General features: G+C 71.0%; 12 protein-coding genes. 9 read left to right on the top strand and 3 right to left on the bottom strand.

The features are described from left to right. The first annotated feature begins 64 nt into the window (after nt 1-64). The 6 genes from ABT294_RS31985 to ABT294_RS32010 all read left to right on the top strand — a co-directional run bounded on the left by ABT294_RS31985 (nt 65) and on the right by ABT294_RS32010 (nt 6414). Entirely contained in the window at nt 65-655 is a 591-nt protein-coding gene (locus tag ABT294_RS31985) for an SACE_7040 family transcriptional regulator (protein ID WP_350810074.1), read from the top strand. A gap of 332 nt (nt 656-987) precedes the next feature. Continuing rightward, a complete protein-coding gene (locus tag ABT294_RS31990) occupies nt 988-1461 on the top strand; it encodes a PadR family transcriptional regulator (protein ID WP_350810025.1) in 474 nt (157 codons plus the stop codon). Nucleotide 1462: 1 nt separating this feature from the next. Then, nucleotides 1463-2440 carry an ATP-binding cassette domain-containing protein gene (locus tag ABT294_RS31995; protein WP_350810026.1) on the top strand — a complete coding sequence of 326 codons (978 nt, stop codon included), beginning with the start codon at nt 1463-1465 and terminating at the stop codon, nt 2438-2440. After that, nucleotides 2437-3297 carry an ABC transporter permease gene (locus tag ABT294_RS32000; RefSeq protein WP_350810027.1) on the top strand — a complete coding sequence of 287 codons (861 nt, stop codon included), beginning with the start codon at nt 2437-2439 and terminating at the stop codon, nt 3295-3297. The genes ABT294_RS31995 and ABT294_RS32000 overlap by 4 nt, the downstream gene beginning before the upstream one ends. Nucleotides 3298-3503: 206 nt before the next feature. Next, complete coding sequence (locus ABT294_RS32005; protein ID WP_350810028.1) at nt 3504-4058, top strand: hypothetical protein; 555 nt, start codon at nt 3504-3506, stop codon at nt 4056-4058. Nucleotides 4059-4194: 136 nt separating this feature from the next. Next, a complete protein-coding gene (locus tag ABT294_RS32010; protein WP_350810029.1) occupies nt 4195-6414 on the top strand; it encodes a dehydrogenase E1 component subunit alpha/beta in 2220 nt (739 codons plus the stop codon). A 13-nt stretch (nt 6415-6427) separates the two neighbouring features. Here the strand turns inward: ABT294_RS32010 and ABT294_RS32015 are convergent, their stop codons facing one another. Further along, nucleotides 6428-8089 carry an LLM class flavin-dependent oxidoreductase gene (locus ABT294_RS32015; RefSeq protein WP_350810030.1) on the bottom strand — a complete coding sequence of 554 codons (1662 nt, stop codon included), beginning with the start codon at nt 8087-8089 and terminating at the stop codon, nt 6428-6430. A gap of 209 nt (nt 8090-8298) precedes the next feature. Here ABT294_RS32015 and ABT294_RS32020 point away from each other — a divergent pair, with 209 nt between their 5' ends. The 3 genes from ABT294_RS32020 to ABT294_RS32030 all read left to right on the top strand — a co-directional run bounded on the left by ABT294_RS32020 (nt 8299) and on the right by ABT294_RS32030 (nt 11621). Then, nucleotides 8299-8883 (top strand): RNA polymerase sigma factor, encoded by a 585-nt coding sequence (locus tag ABT294_RS32020; protein WP_350810031.1) that lies wholly within the window; start codon nt 8299-8301, stop codon nt 8881-8883. Continuing rightward, a complete protein-coding gene (locus ABT294_RS32025) occupies nt 8876-9757 on the top strand; it encodes a CU044_5270 family protein (protein ID WP_350810032.1) in 882 nt (293 codons plus the stop codon). Before ABT294_RS32020 ends, ABT294_RS32025 begins: the two co-directional genes overlap by 8 nt. A 274-nt stretch (nt 9758-10031) precedes the next feature. Beyond that, complete coding sequence (locus tag ABT294_RS32030; protein ID WP_350810033.1) at nt 10032-11621, top strand: heparinase II/III domain-containing protein; 1590 nt, start codon at nt 10032-10034, stop codon at nt 11619-11621. Nucleotides 11622-11688: 67 nt separating this feature from the next. Here ABT294_RS32030 and ABT294_RS32035 read toward each other — a convergent pair whose 3' ends face one another. Beyond that, the gene (locus ABT294_RS32035) at nt 11689-12807 is read right to left on the bottom strand and encodes a magnesium and cobalt transport protein CorA (protein ID WP_350810034.1); all 1119 of its coding nucleotides are present in this window, start codon (nt 12805-12807) and stop codon (nt 11689-11691) included. Between the two features lie 16 nt (nt 12808-12823). Continuing rightward, complete coding sequence (locus ABT294_RS32040) at nt 12824-13297, bottom strand: nuclear transport factor 2 family protein (RefSeq protein ID WP_350810035.1); 474 nt, start codon at nt 13295-13297, stop codon at nt 12824-12826. Between the last annotated feature and the right edge of the window lies 1 nt (nt 13298).

A 13298-nucleotide genomic window follows, 5' to 3' on the forward strand; every position in this document is an offset into this window, starting at 1 on the left:
TCCCCTCTCGTTCTGAGCGAGATGTTAGTCATCATTAACGAAACCGTCTACCATGTGAGACGTGATGACCCCGCGGACATCTACCCGCAATCGCAACCGGCGCACGGAGATTCTCGAGGCCGCCGCCGGGCTCTTCGCCGCACGCGGCTTCCACGGGGTCTCGATCGAGGACATCGGCGGCGCGGTCGGCGTCTCAGGCCCCGCCCTCTACCGGCACTTCAGCGGCAAGGACGCGCTGCTGGCCGAGATGCTGCTCGACATCAGCTCCCGGCTGCGCGAGTCGGCCGTGGCCGTCGTCACGTCCGCGAGCGGGCCGGCCGAGACGCTCGACGCGCTGCTCAACGTCCAGATCACGTTCGCGCTCGAGCAGCCCGCGCTGATCACCGTGCACGACAGGGAGCTGGGCAACGTCCCCGAGCAGGAGCGGCGGCAGATCAGGCGGCTGCAGCGGCTCTACGTCGAGGAGTGGGTGACGGTGCTGGCCGAACTGCACCCCCTGTGCCCGCCGCCGCGGCTGCGCGCCGCCACGCACGCCGTCTTCGGCCTGCTCAACTCGACCCCGCACAGCGCGGGCGAGCTTCCCGCCCAGGCGATGCGCCCCCTGCTGCACGCCATGGCCCGCGCGGCCATCGACGCCTCGGTTAACGTCCACTAACGCCCGGGCGAACTCTCCCCCGCCACGCGCGCCCCCGGCCTGCGCGGCGGACGACCTGAGGCGCCTTCAGCCCTTGCGCGGCGGCTCGGCCCCCTTCTCCCTCGACGCCCCACGAGCAGGGCACGGCCGTGTCTCCTCCTCTTCCAACAAAAGGATTGCTTGCCTCAAATATCTAGATATATCGTCAAGCTATCTCGATAGTAGAGATTGGGGCGAATATGCACGATCCACACATCTGGCACGAAGAGCACCCGTTCCCACCAGGTCCCCCGGCGCCGCCCGGCGTTCCGCCACACCACTTCCCCCCGCCTCCCGGCCCTCCGCTCCCACCGATGCCCCCGCCCGGGTGGGAGGGGGCGGCCCCCAGGATCCGGCGGGGCGACGTGCGGGCGGCGCTGCTGAGCCTGCTCAGCGAGGAGCCCAAGAACGGCTACCAGATGATCCAGGACATCGAGGTCCGCAGCCGCGGCGTCTGGCGGCCGAGCCCCGGATCGGTCTACCCCGCCCTCCAGCAGCTGGAGGACGAGGACCTGGTCAGGAGCGACGAATCAGGCGGGAGCCGTACGTACCGGCTGACTGAGGCGGGACGCGAGCACGCCCTGCGCCACCTCGACGGCGAGGCCCCCTGGGACGAGGTGGCCCGCACGGTCCCCGAGGACCGCCACGAGCTGCGCCTGCTCTGGGCCCAGCTCAACGAGGCGTGCATGCACCTCGTCCGCACGGCCAACGACCACCAGGTCGCCCAGGCCAAGAAGCTGCTCAAGCAGACGCGCAAGGCCGTCTTCCAGATCCTGGCGGAGGACTGAGATGGCAGCGGAGACCGCGGTGGCCGTCCGGGCTCTGAAGAAGACCTACGGGAAGGTCGAGGCCGTCAAGGGCGTCGACTTCGAGGTCGCGCCCGGCGAGGTGTTCGGCTTCCTCGGCCCGAACGGCGCCGGAAAGACCACCACGATCAGCATGCTGTGCACGCTCGTCAACCCGACGGGCGGCAGCGCCACGGTCGCCGGGTACGACGTCGTCAAGGAACGCGACGAGGTGCGCAGGAACATCGGGCTCGTCTTCCAGGACCCCACCCTCGACGGCTACCTGAGCGCCGAGCAGAACCTGCGCTTCCACGCCGAGTTGTACGGCGTCCCGAAGAGCGCGGTGGACGACCGCATCAGGCAGGTCATGGAGATGGTCGCCCTCTGGGACCGCAAGGACGCCAAGGTCATGACGTTCTCCGGCGGCATGAAACGACGGCTGGAGATCGCCCGCGGCCTGCTCCACTCCCCCAGGGTGCTGTTCCTGGACGAGCCGACGGTCGGACTCGACCCGCAGACCCGCGCGGCCATCTGGGGTTACATCAACCAGCTTCGGCTCATGGAGGACATCACCATCTTCATGACCACCCACTACATGGACGAGGCCGAGTACTGCGACCGGATCGCGATCATCGACCACGGCGAGATCGTCGTCATCGACTCGCCGGAGAGGCTGAAGGCCAGCGTCGGCAAGGACCGCGTGCAGATCCAGACCGGCGACGACGAGGCCGCCATCACGGCGCTGCGCGACCGGTTCGGCCTGGACGCCGCCGTGCACGAGGGCGCGGTGACGTTCGCCGTGGCCTCCGGCGAGGAGTTCGTGCCCAGGCTGTTCGCCGAGCTCGGCATGCCGATCAGGTCCGTGAGCGTCTCGCGGCCTTCGCTCGACGACGTCTTCATGTCCTACACCGGCTCCACGATCCGCGACGCCGAGTCCGGCACCGACGGCAAGGCGTGGATGAGAGCGATGGCGAGGCGATGAACGTGGCGACGGAGGCGATCGGCGTCCGCGTGCCCGTGCGCAGCACCGGGCACGACCTGCGGGCGATCAAGATAGTCCTGCACAGGGAGATGCTGCGGTTCGTCAACGACCGCACCCGCATGCTCTCGATGCTGCTCCAGCCGGTGCTCTGGCTCTTCGTCATGGGGACGGGGCTGGGCTCACTGGTGCGCGGATCGATCCCCGGGGTCGACTACCGCACGTTCATGTACCCCGGCATGATCTCGATGACCGTGATCATGACCGGTATGTTCTCCGCCGCCTCCATCGTGTGGGACCGCGAGTTCGGCTTCCTGCGCGAGATGCTCGTCGCACCCGTCTCGCGCGGGGCGATCGTGGTGGGCAAGTGCCTGGGCGGCGCGCTCGTGGCCACCGGCCAGGGCGTCGTCATCCTGGCCATGGCCGGGCTGGTGGGGGTGCCCTACTCGCCCACCCTGATCATCACGCTGCTGGCGGAGATGTTCCTGGCGGCATTCACGATCACCGCGTTCGGCGTCATGCTGGCTGCCCGGATGAAGAACATGCAGACCTTCTTCGGGCTGATGCAGATGGCCATCATGCCGATGATGTTCCTGTCGGGGGCGATGTTCCCGCTGGCGAACCTGCCCTCGTGGCTGCACGTCCTGACGGTGGTCAACCCGATGACGTACGCCGTGGACCCGATGCGCGAGGCGGTCTTCTCCCACCTGGACGTGCCGGCGCCGGTCGACGCGGTGCTCAACCCCGGGGTGCGGTGGTTCGACTTCCAGGTGCCGGTGGCACTGGAACTCGGCCTGGTGGCAGCCCTCGGGCTGGCCCTGCTCGCCGTCGGCATCGCCCAGTTCAGGCGGGCCGAGTAGACGTCCGTGCTGGTCCGGATATGCCCGCGTCCGTACCAGCACACGTTTTCGCATTCCCCTGCGCCGCTTCAGTCACGGAGGGTAGCTTTCCCGATACGGATGCCAACCCCCCTGTCGAAAAGGAGCATCCCATGCTTGATTCCCAAGCGGAGTTTCACGACGTGCATGTCCGGCTCTCAGCCCTCGAGTCATCTACAGTGAGCGGCATGCCCGAGACGACCGTCGCAGAACGCTTCACCTCGCTCCACGACCGCGTTGACGTAGTCGGCAAGAACATCATCGACCTGATCAACAAGCGATCGAACAAGCTCGATGAGCAGATCCACGCCCTCCGCATCGACACCCTCCAAGGGCTGGGTCAGGTGAAGGGCGAGATCTCGAGGGTCGAACTGCGAATCGACAAGATCTACCACCGGCTGGACATGCACGACGGCCGCTTCAACGAACTCGAAGCGAGCATGTCTGAGCAGTTCATGGCCGTGGACGAGAAGTTCAGGCAGGTAGACAAGCGATTCGAGCAGATCGACCGACGCTTCGAGCAGGTGGACCAGCGCTTCGAGCAGATCGACCGACGCTTCGAGCAGGTCGACGACCATCTCACTCAGATCGACGAACGGCTCGTCAAAATCGACGAGCGGTTCGAAGCGGTCGACGCGCGCTTCGAGAAGATCGACAAGCAGTTCGACAAGGTCGACGGCGACTTGGGCGACCTCAAGGCGATGTTGGTGAGTCTGGGGGCGAAGGTTCCCGAGAAGGCGTAGGAACGGCGGGCGAGGCTCGGGGCCCCGTGCCTCGCCTTACATTTGGCCCTGGATCGGGGCCTATCGGACCGGCCCCGACAACCTGTCACCACCGACGGGAAGACGAAGGCGGCTCCTGGGAGACATAATCGGGCTTGTGGCGCGCGACACTGTTGAGACTCACTTCACCCAGGCCGTTGCGACGCTGAAGGGAGGCGTCGCCAGAGACCCAGGTCAGCCGATCCGCGAGGGCACCTCGCTGACGGGCGGGCAGTGTCGCACCCTGTTCCGGAGCCAGCTCGACAGCCGCCTGCTCGACATCGCCGCCCGCTGGCTGCGCGAGCAGGACGAGGGCTTCTACACGATCGGCTCCGCCGGGCACGAGGGCAACGCGGCCGTCGCCGCCGCGCTCAGGCCCGACGACCCCGCGCTGCTCCACTACCGTTCCGGCGCCTTCTACCTGGCGCGGTCCGAGCAGGCGGGCCGGCTGCCCGAGCAGGGCATCCGCGACGTCCTCCTGGGGCTGACCGCCTCGTCGGAGGAGCCGATCGCGGGCGGTCGGCACAAGGTGTTCGGCCACCCCGACCTGGCGATCATCCCGCAGACCTCGACGATCGCCAGCCATCTGCCGCGCTCCGTGGGCGTGGCGTTCGCCATCGAGCGCGCCCGCGCGCTGGGCGTCCCCTCTCCCTGGCCCGAGGACGCGATCGCGGTGTGCAGCTTCGGCGACGCCTCGACCAACCACGCGACGGCGCTGTCGGGGTTCAACACGGCCGCCTACGCCACCCATCAGGGGCAGGCGCTGCCGCTGCTGTTCGTCTGCGAGGACAACGGCATCGGCATCAGCGTCCGCTCGCCCAAGGGGTGGGTGGAGGCGGCGGCGCGGCGTCCGGGCATCGAGTACTTCGCCGCCGACGGCTGCGACCTGGCCGAGGCGTTCGACGCGGCGACGCGGGCCGTCCAGCACGTGCGCGAGCGGCGCTCCCCCGCGTTCCTGCACCTGAGCACGGTCCGGCTGATGGGCCACGCGGGCTCCGACGTCGAGTCCGCGTACCGCACGCAGCGCGAGATCCGCGCCGACCTGGAGCGCGACCCGCTCCTGCGTACCGCGCAGCTGCTCGTCGAGGCGGGCCTGATCACGCCGGACGACCTGCTCAAGCAGTACGAGTCGGCGCGCGAGCACGTGCTGCGCATCGCGCTGGAGACGACCCGCAGCCCACGGCTCCGCTCGGCCGAGCAGGTCATGGGGCCGATCGCACCGCGCAGCGCCGACATGATCGCCAAGATCAGCCCGGTCGCGGCGGAGGCGTCTGACAGGGACCGGGCCTTCGCCGGCACGCTGCCCGAGAACGAGAAGCCGCTGACGCTCGGCCAGTCGATCAACCGCACGCTCGCCGACGCGCTGGCCGTGTACCCGGAGATGATGGTCTTCGGCGAGGACGTCGCCAAGAAGGGCGGCGTCTACGGCGTGACGCGGGGCCTGCAGAAGCGCTTCGGCGCCACCCGGGTCTTCGACACCCTCCTGGACGAGCAGGCCATCCTGGGCCTGGCCCTCGGCTCCGGCGTGTCGCGGCTGCTGCCGGTGCCGGAGATCCAGTACCTGGCCTACCTGCACAACGCGCTCGACCAGATCCGTGGCGAGGCGTCGACGCTGTCGTTCTTCTCACAGGGCTCCTACACCAACCCGCTGGTCGTGCGGGTCGCCGGGTACGCCTACCAGAAGGGGTTCGGCGGCCACTTCCACAACGACAACGCGGTCGGGGCGCTGCGCGACATCCCCGGTCTGGTGATCGCCTCGCCGTCGCGTCCCGACGACGCCTCGGCGATGCTGCGCACCTGCCTGGCGGCGGCGCGCACCGAAGGGTCGGTGTGCGTGTTCCTGGAGCCGATCGCGCTGTACCACACGCGTGACCTGTTCGACGAGGGCGACGGCAAGTGGCTCGCGCCGTACGTGCCGCCGTCGCGCTGGCGGGAGGCGCACGTCCCGATCGGGCGGGCCCGCTCGTACGGCGACGGGCGCGACCTGACGATCGTGACCTTCGGCAACGGGGTGCGGATGAGCCTGCGGGCGGCGGTCAAGCTGACCCAGGAGGGCTACAGCTGCCGGGTGCTGGACCTGCGCTGGCTGTCGCCGCTGCCGGTGGAGGACCTGCTGCGGGCGGCGGAGCTGACGGGCAAGGTGCTGATCGCCGACGAGACCCGGCACTCGGGCGGCGTCTCGGAGGGGGTCGTGGCGGAGCTGGTCGACGCGGGCTTCTCGGGGCCGATCGCCCGGGTGACGTCCGCTGACAGCTTCATCCCGCTCGGTGATGCCGCCAACCTCGTGCTCCTGTCCGAGGAGGAGATCGAGCAGGCCGCGCGCAAGCTGCTCGGCTGACACGCGGCACGGGTCAGTAGGGGCTTGGGGCGCCGAACATCTCCGGGACTCGGGAGGCCAGCGCGACGTCCCCTGTCACCTTCAGCCGTCCCGACACGAGGAGCGCCGCCGGGTTGGACGTGCCCGCGAGGATGCGGAGCAGGTCGGCGGCGGGCATCGAGAGGGTCAGCCTCGCGTTCCGGGCGTGTCCGGGACGGGCGCGGGCGCGGTCGCCGCTGATGGCGACGGTCCACGTGGCCCGCGGCCCGAGGCGGAACTCGATCAGGCCGCGGAAGCCCGCCGCCCTGGCTGGGTCGAACGACCTGGCCATCAGGGTGAACAGCAGCCGCTGCGCGGCGGGGCCGAACCAGCGGGCCAGTTCCTCGTCCGTCCGGTTCGCCACGAGCCGGGCCAGCAGCCGCCGCCCGCTCCGCCGGGCGTTCCTGCGAGCCGCCGCGAGGACGTCGCCAGGAGCCGGGACCGGGGCCCGCGGCCGCGTGACCCGGGCGAGCTCCGCCTCCTCGTCGATCGGGTACGGCTCGGCCATGGTCCTGGCGGGAGCCCGCCTGGCCAGGGCGGATTCGACGGCCGGGGCGAGCCGGTCACGCCTGGCCCGCTCGCGCTCCTCCCGTCCGTCGGCGAAGACCGGCAGGACCTTCTCGCCGAACAGCTCCAGGCTCTCGCAGATGTGGTCGTGGCGGTTGGGCCCGGCCTGCAACACGAAGATCATCTGGTCGACGCCCGCCGCCTCGTAGCGTCGGATCAGGTCGATGAGGTGCTGTGGCGTGCCGAGCGCGCCACCCAGCGGGTCCCCGCCCCGCAGCTCCGGGGCCTGTTCCAGGAAATCTCGCCAGATGTCGCCGTGGCCCGGTAGGTGCCCGGACGGCCCGTAGTAGTGCGCCAGCGCGTACGCGAAGAACCCCGCCCCCATCGCCCCTCTCCGGCGGGCCTCCTCCGCGTCCTCGTGGCACATCATCGGCAGCACGACGGCGAGGTTGGCGTTCACCGCGAACCCGGCGGGCACGCACTCCTCCGACGCCAGCAGCCGGTAGTAGTCGCGCGACCACGCGGCCGCGTCCTCCGGGTGGATGAACGCGAACGACAGCGCGCCGATCCCGTTGCGCGCCGCCAGGTGGATGGTCTCCCGGCGCGAGCAGGCCACCCACAGCGGCGGGTGCGGCTTCTGCACGGTCTTCGGGATCACGTTGCGCGGCGGCATCCGCAGGTAGGGCGAGTCCCATCCGGCGAACGGCTCCTCCACGAACATCCGGGTGACGGCGTCGATGGAGTCCTGCCACATGTCGCGCTTGCGGTCGCGGACCACGCCGAACCCGCCCAGCTCGGCGGCCGAGCTGGCCTCGCCGGTGCCGAAGTCGACCCGTCCGCCCGAGACCAGGTCGAGTGTGGCGATCCGCTCGGCGACCCGCGCCGGGTGGTTGACGGGCGGCGGGAGCTGCACGATGCCGTGGCCGAGCCGGATGTTCCTGGTGCGCTGCGAGGCGGCGGCGAGGAACACCTCGGGCGCGGCCGAGTGCGAGTACTCCTCCAGGAAGTGGTGCTCGACCTCCCAGACGTAGTCGAAGCCCACCCTGTCGGCGAGTTCGACCTGCTCGAGCGCGTCGGCGTAGAGCCGCTGCTCGCTGTCGGCCTCCCACGGCCTGGGCAGCTGGTGTTCGTAGAAGATTCCGAACCGCACACTCCGGACGCTAGGCGTCCGCTCGGCGCCAGGCAACGTTCGCGTCGGCGCGTTCCGCCGGGAACTGTGCGCGCCCGCCTCACCGGGCGCCGGTCCTAATCTTGGATTTCAACTCGCCGTGAAAGTGATCCGGCGGATCGGGAGATAAGTGATTGACCGCTGATCGCGTCCGAAGGGTTGCACATGACGGGGGAAACATCGTGACGGCGATGTCGTGGGCCGCTGAGGACGCCGGGCCCATCCAGTACGGCCTGGACGACGCCGAGGCGTTCGGCACCGTGTTCGACGCCTACTTCGGCGAGATCCACCTCTACGTCGCCCAGCGTCTCGGCGCCGACAGCGCCGAGGACGTCGTCGCCGACACCTTCCTCATCGCCTTCCGCAAGCGCGCCCAGTACGACCCGGCCCGCGCCACCGTGCGTTCCTGGCTGTACGGGATCGCCACGAAGCTCGTCGGCAAGCACCGCCGCCAGGAGGCTCGGACGCTGCGCGCGCTCGGCAGGCACGGGCCCGACCTCGACGCCCCCGGCCACGAGGACCGGGTGAGCGCGCGGGTCAGCGCGCAGAGCCTGCGTCCGAGCCTGGCCGCCGCGCTGGCGGAGCTCCACCAGCGCGACCGCGACGTCGTGCAGCTCGTCGCCCTCGCCGGGCTGAGCCACGACGAGGTCGCCGCGGCGCTGGGCATCCCGTACGGCACGGTGGCGTCCCGGCTGAACCGGGCCAGGAAGAAGCTGCGCGCGGCCCTGGGCGGCGCCAACCCGATGCTCGCCCTGGAGGAGGCCGATCATGGATGAGCCGGGCCGGCTGATGGGGGGCGACCCCGCGTCCGCGGATGAGCTGGGCCTGCTCCGTGAGCTGCACGGCAGGCCGGAGGCCGATCCGGCGTTGCGGGCCAGGGTTCGCGACCTGCTCGTGGCCGAGCCGCGCCGGGCCCGGCGCAGGCGGCTGGGCTGGTCCGTGGCGCTGGCGGGGCTCGCGGCGGCGCTGGTCGCGGGGGTGCTCGTGCTGCCCGGCGGGCGGGCGCCGGACCAGGTGGTTTCCGGGCGGTCGATCCTGCTGGCGGCGGCCGCCTCGGCCGCGTCCGGGCCCGCGTCCAGGGACGGCTACTGGCACGTCAGGAAGCAGTCGGGCACGACGATCAGCGAGCTGTGGGCGACCCGGGACGGGCGGGCCTGGCGCAGCGAGGGGACTCTGGGGGCGCGTCCGAGGATCACCGAGGTCACCGGCAGGGCGCCCTTCAGCATGGCCGGCCGGGACCTGACCTTCGCCCAGATCCAGCGCCTTCCCGCCGACGCCGGCGCGCTGAAGGAGCGGGTGGCCGGGGTGCTGCCGGCCGGGTCGGCTGACGGCGTCCTGGCCGACGCGCTCAGCGGCCTGCTGTGGAGCAAGCCGTCGCCGCCCGGCGTGCGCGCCGCCGCCTACAGGCTGCTCGCCGACCTGCCGAACGTCCGCTACCTGGGCAGTCGCGCCGACCAGCGGGGCAGGCAGGGGGACGCGTTCTCCTTCGCGCCCGGCGATCCGGACGTCCAGCGCACCCTGATCATCGACCCGGCCAGCTCGCAGGTGCTGTCGTCCACCGACAGCGGCGGGCCGGACGGCCCTGGGGAACGGGTCGAGCTCGTCCTTGAGGCCGGATGGACCGACAAGGGGCCGCCCGCAGGTTCGTAACCCCGCTTGGCGCGCGTACGGGGGCGGTCCGGTTCCGCGCGGCCTTCGTGAAGGCCATCGGACGGGCATAGGAGCCACGCGCCCGCGCTAGGTCCGTGTCGGCGCCGGCCGCCGCGCGTGCGTGCCGCATGCCCGGGTCCGCCCCCGCACATCGAACGCCTTTCACCGCGCGGGTCCGGCCGCGCACATCCGCAGTTTCCGCCGCGCGGGTCCCGCCGCGCACGTCCTTTCCGCCGCGCGTGGGTTTCGCGCGCCCGAAATCAGGAGCGACCTCGTGTTCTGGCGTGTCCGGAACGGCCGGGCGATCTGCCTCGCCGACCAGTTCCCCACCATCAACGTGCCGGAGGTCATGGACGGGCGGGTGACGTTCGCGGGCCTGCCGCCGGTCGATCTCGGCACGGACGCGGACATCGACTGGCGGCAGAACCCGCACGGCAACCGCTCCTGGGCGCTGAACCTGCACGCGCTGCGCTGGGTGGGACGGCTGGTCGCCGAGTACGAGCGGTCGGGGCGGCGGGACCACCTCGACCGGGCCGCCGCGCTGATCGACGACTGGCTGCGCGCGAACCCCCGACGCGGCCGGGACGTCAGCCCCTGGGCGTGGTCCGAGCACGCCGTGGCGCTGCGCGCGCCCGTCCTCGTCTGCCTCAGCGCGCACGTGCGCACCCCTCGCCTGTGGGACGGGCTCGCCGAGCACGGCGCGGTCCTCGCCGATCCCGCGCTCTACCGGGAGGGTCACAACCACGGGCTGGACCAGGACATCGCGTTGCTGGTGGTCGGCTGCAGGCTGGGCCGCGACAGGTGGCGGGACCTGGCGATCCGGCGGATGACCCGCTCGGCCGAGCTGGCCGTCGACGCGCAGGGCGTGCTGCACGAGCAGGCCCCGAGATACGGCCTGTACGTGCACCGGCGGCTGGGGGCGGCCCTGCGGGCGATCGAGGCGAGCGGCGCCGACGTGCCCGCCTCGCTGGCCGCCCGGCGCGCCGCGCTCGAGACGTACGTCGTCCACGCCACCCAGCCCGACGGCCGCCTGGCGCCCATCGGCGACAGCCCCGCCGACACGCGGCCCACCGGCTTCCCGCCCGGCGGCGGGCCCCTGGTGCGGGTGTTCGACGGCGGCTACGTCTTCGGCCGGACCGCTTGGGGCAACGCGCGGTCGGCGTACTACTCGATCCGGTTCGGCCCCGGGCGGCGGTTGCACGGGCACGAGGACCACCTGGGCGTCACGTACTACGCGCACGGCCGTCCGATCCTGGTGGAGGCCGGGTTCCACTCCTACGAGAAGACGGCCTACCAGGAGTGGACCCGCTCGCCGGAGGCGCACAACGTCCCCGTCGTGACAGGCGCGGAGTTCCGGCCGGGCACGGCGACCCGGCTGGCCGGTTCCACGGTGGAAGCGGCGCGGGAGTCGTTCCGGCTGGCCGACGACGCCTACGGCGTCCGACGGACGCGCGAGGTGCTGGTCAGTCACGGGGCCGACCTGATGGCGGTGCTGGACGAGGCGCCCGCCGGGCACACGATGCGCAGCCTGTGGCACTTCGACCCGTCCCTCCGGCTGGTGTCGCGGTGCGACGGCGTCGTGGTGCTCGGCGACGGCGACTGGCGGGTGAGCCTCCTGCAGCTGGCGGTCCCGCAGGCGCGGCCCGTCGGCGGTCAGACGGTGCGGCCCGGCCGGGTCTCGCCCGGGTACCTGCGCACGGAGGAGACGGTGACCGTCGAGTCCCCGGACGCGGCCCGCCTGCTCACCCTGATCGTGCCGGGCAGCGCGGACCCCGAGGTCTCGGCCGACGGCGACCTGGTCACCGTGCACACCCCCGGCGGCCCGGTCACCCTGCGCGCGACGCGGCTGTGCCAGGCGCGATAGACCTGTGGATCGTTCCCGAGGCGACACAGCGCCGGCCCCGGACACGGTTGCCTGATCGCCGGGGGTGTCAGAGCCAGTCGCGGCGTTTGAAGACCATGTAGAGGACGAGGCAGACGGCGGCCATGAGCAGGATGGCGAACGGGTAGCCGAACACCCAGTGCGTCTCGGGCATGAAGTCGAAGTTCATCCCGTAGATGGTGCCGACCAGCGTCGGGGCGAACAGGATGGCCGCCCAGGCGGAGATCTTCTTGACCTCCTCCCCCTGCCGGATGCTGGCCTCGGTCATCCTGGCCATCTCGGCGTTCTGCTGCTGGGTCACCATCGTCGCGTTGACCAGCAGGATGTCCTGGAGCAGCAGGCGGAAGGAGGCCACCCGCTCCATCACGGTGATCGCGTGGTCGGCGACGTCCCGCAGGTAGCTCTGCAGCTCGTCGTTGACGCCGTACTTGGCGGCCCCGGCGATGAACCCGTCGATCATCCGCACCAGCGGCGCGGTGGCCCGCTGGAACTCGATGACCTCGCCCGACAGCTCGTAGACGCGGCGCGAGACCGTCGGGTCGCCGCCGAACACCTGGGCCTCGATCTCCTCGATGTCCTTCTGCAGCCCGGCCACGACGGGGGCGTAGCCGTCGACCACGGCGTCGAGGATCGCGTACAGCACGGCCTGCGGGCCCTGCCGCAGCAGCTCGGGGTCGGACTCCATACGCCTGCGCACGCTCTGCAGGTCGGGAGCCTCGGCGTGCCGCACGGTGATCACGAAGTCGGGGCCGACGAAGACGTGCAGTTCGCCGAAGGCGACCTCCTCGACGTCGTCGAGGTAGCGGGCGGCGCGCAGCACGACGAACAGCGTGTCGCCGTACCGGTCGGCCTTGGGACGCTGCGAGCCGACGATCGCGTCCTCGAGCGCCAGTTCGTGCAGCTCGAACTCTTCGGCGAGCTTGCTGAGCTCCCACTCCTTCGGCCGGTAGAGCCCGATCCAGGCCATGCTGCCCGGCGTCTGCTTGAGCCGTTCGAAGGCGTCGGCGAGCGAGCCCGGATTGTCGACGCGCTCGCCGTCCTGGTAGATGGCGTTGTCGATGACGGTCGGCTGGTACGGCGGCTCTTCGGGGGCGCGCGGGTCCATCGACAGTTCGGGCGCCGCCTCGCGGGAGCCGCTGTCGCGCCTGAAGCCCTTCATCCGTGCCATACCACTCCGCCCTCCTCTATGCCTTGTGGAGGTTGTCCAGCTGCCGGGCCGCGCCGTCCCGGATCGTCTTGCGCCACATCGGGGTCCAGCCGAACAGCGCGCTGTGGGGTCTGCCGAGCGCCCGCCTGGACCAGCGCTTGAAGTCGAAATCGTCGCGGTGCCTGATGATCAGGCCGCCGTCGAACCTGAACAGCGCGTCGACCTCGTTGGCGACCTCGCGTCCGGTGCTGGAGAAGGTGTAGCGGGACGTGCGGTGGGCGGTGCCGGTGAAGTCGTCGGCTGTCACGTCACGGTACTCGGACCTGAGGCCCTCGCGCACCCCCAGCTGGAGCCGCCACATCGCCATCACCCGGTCGCGGCCCTCCACCTCCTGGAAGATGGGGTCGCTGAAGCTCACGTCCGGGTGGTAGCAGCGTTCCATCGCGGCGAAGTCCGCCCGGCCCAGGGCGTCGAAAAAGTCGTTGATGAGCGCTACGTGCCGATCGTTCACT

The sequence above is a fragment of the Nonomuraea sp. NPDC000554 genome (assembly GCF_040300065.1).
Taxonomy (GTDB): domain Bacteria; phylum Actinomycetota; class Actinomycetes; order Streptosporangiales; family Streptosporangiaceae; genus Nonomuraea.

Coding starts and splice junctions, on each gene's coding strand:
- ABT294_RS32025 (WP_350810032.1), top strand. CDS start 8,876: ATGGATGAGCCGGGCCGGCTGATGGGGGGCGACCCCGCGTCCGCGGAT.
- ABT294_RS31985 (WP_350810074.1), top strand. CDS start 65: ATGACCCCGCGGACATCTACCCGCAATCGCAACCGGCGCACGGAGATT.
- ABT294_RS32035 (WP_350810034.1), bottom strand. CDS start 12,807: ATGGCACGGATGAAGGGCTTCAGGCGCGACAGCGGCTCCCGCGAGGCG.
- ABT294_RS31990 (WP_350810025.1), top strand. CDS start 988: ATGCCCCCGCCCGGGTGGGAGGGGGCGGCCCCCAGGATCCGGCGGGGC.
- ABT294_RS32005 (WP_350810028.1), top strand. CDS start 3,504: ATGCCCGAGACGACCGTCGCAGAACGCTTCACCTCGCTCCACGACCGC.
- ABT294_RS31995 (WP_350810026.1), top strand. CDS start 1,463: ATGGCAGCGGAGACCGCGGTGGCCGTCCGGGCTCTGAAGAAGACCTAC.
- ABT294_RS32020 (WP_350810031.1), top strand. CDS start 8,299: ATGTCGTGGGCCGCTGAGGACGCCGGGCCCATCCAGTACGGCCTGGAC.
- ABT294_RS32000 (WP_350810027.1), top strand. CDS start 2,437: ATGAACGTGGCGACGGAGGCGATCGGCGTCCGCGTGCCCGTGCGCAGC.